The organism is Microcystis sp. M49636_WE2 (genome assembly GCF_030065375.1).
GTDB lineage: Bacteria > Cyanobacteriota > Cyanobacteriia > Cyanobacteriales > Microcystaceae > Microcystis > Microcystis aeruginosa_C.
Map to the genome: position 1 here is coordinate 1 of NZ_JASJFG010000605.1, position 1,331 is coordinate 1,331.

2 protein-coding genes are annotated in these 1,331 nt (G+C 38.9%); both read left to right on the forward strand.

Features of this window, described 5'->3' with window-relative positions; all coding sequences use genetic code 11:
* The first annotated feature begins 40 nt into the window (after positions 1 to 40).
* The gene (locus tag PX484_RS13970; RefSeq protein WP_287767482.1) at positions 41 to 457 is read left to right on the forward strand and encodes an acyl-CoA thioesterase; all 417 of its coding nucleotides are present in this window, start codon (positions 41 to 43) and stop codon (positions 455 to 457) included.
* Positions 458 to 460: 3 nt separating this feature from the next.
* Positions 461 to 1,090 carry a DUF1361 domain-containing protein gene (locus tag PX484_RS13975; protein WP_288104317.1) on the forward strand — a complete coding sequence of 210 codons (630 nt, stop codon included), beginning with the start codon at positions 461 to 463 and terminating at the stop codon, positions 1,088 to 1,090.
* Positions 1,091 to 1,331 lie beyond the last annotated feature (241 nt).

Below are 1,331 nucleotides of genomic sequence, written 5' to 3' on the forward strand. Positions count from 1 at the left end.
CAAGATAGTTTAACCTTTCTAGAAAGACAATAAGCTTTTTATGTCCTATGAACGCCTAATTTATCTGGCCGATACCGATGCGGCCGGTGTGGTTTACTTTGCCCATCTTCTCTCGATCTGTCATGAAGCCTACGAGTTTTCCTTAGCACAATTTGGCATCAATATCAAGGATTTTTTTAAAGATTCTCCGGTTGCCCTACCGATTACTCAAGCGGAAATCCAGTTTTTTCGGCCTCTTTTTTGTGGTGATCGCATAGAGATTGATTTCACTGCCCGATCCCTGAGCGAAAACGAGTTTCAATTGCAGTATAAAATTTATTTGACTGAAATCATGGTGGGAAAAGCGAAAACCCGCCATGTGTGCATCGATCCCACCGCTAGAAAAAGAATCCCTTTCCCGGAATCTTTAAAAAATTGGTTAGGATATTTATCAACCCCAGAGGAGACTGGTATTTAAGGGATGATGTGGGCAGATTTAACGATGATTTTAACTAGGGATTGGTGGCACAGTGCTTGGCAATTATTTAACCTTAGTACCGCGAGGATTGTCTGGAATTCTTTTCTGGCCTTTATCCCCTTTATCCTCAGCTTTTGGCTATTTAGGACTACCCTCGATCGTTCCCTACTCTGGTGGTTAATTCTCTTAGTTTTTGTGCTTTTTTTACCCAATGCTCCCTATATTCTCACCGATAGCATTCATTTAATCGCCTATCTTCAGCAGGATTACGCCAAAAGTTTAATTTTTTTAGTTTTAATTCCCCAGTATAGTATCTTTATTTTTATTGGCTTTCAGCTATACGTTCTCTCCTTACTTAATTTAAAAAGTTATTGTCAGCAAAGTCAGCTAAATTCAGCAGTTTTACCCCTAGAAATAACTCTCCATTTTTTAAGTGCGATCGGTATTTATCTAGGGCGTTTTCTCCGGCTGAATAGTTGGTATCTAGTCACTCAACCGCAGCAACTATTCTGGAGTTTGCCGAATTTACTGACTAAAAAACCTTTGCTATTCATCTCTGTCTGTTTTTTAATTATTTGGCTACTATACGAGATCAATAAAAGGCTTTACAATCGATTTTTTGGCTACAATTAACGCCTATCGGGAATGTCCACCCTCTGCTCGTCCCTTTCGGATTGATTAAAAGATAAGTAGGTAGGCGTTAAAAACTATCAGATCCCCCCGCCTATCCGCACCCCCCTTATCAAGGGTAGGGCTGTTTCATTTAAATTAAGTACAGCTGATTTTGAGTCAATAAATTTGACTTAAGATTCTCAAGTTTATCTTTTTCTAACCAAAAGAGTTAGTCACAATAATTAATCTTTAATCCTCTGCC

Bases quoted from the DNA above. Each gene is read 5' to 3' on its own strand.
- PX484_RS13970 (WP_287767482.1), top strand. From the start codon at position 41: ATGTCCTATGAACGCCTAATTTATCTGGCCGATACCGATGCGGCCGGT.
- PX484_RS13975 (WP_288104317.1), top strand. From the start codon at position 461: ATGATGTGGGCAGATTTAACGATGATTTTAACTAGGGATTGGTGGCAC.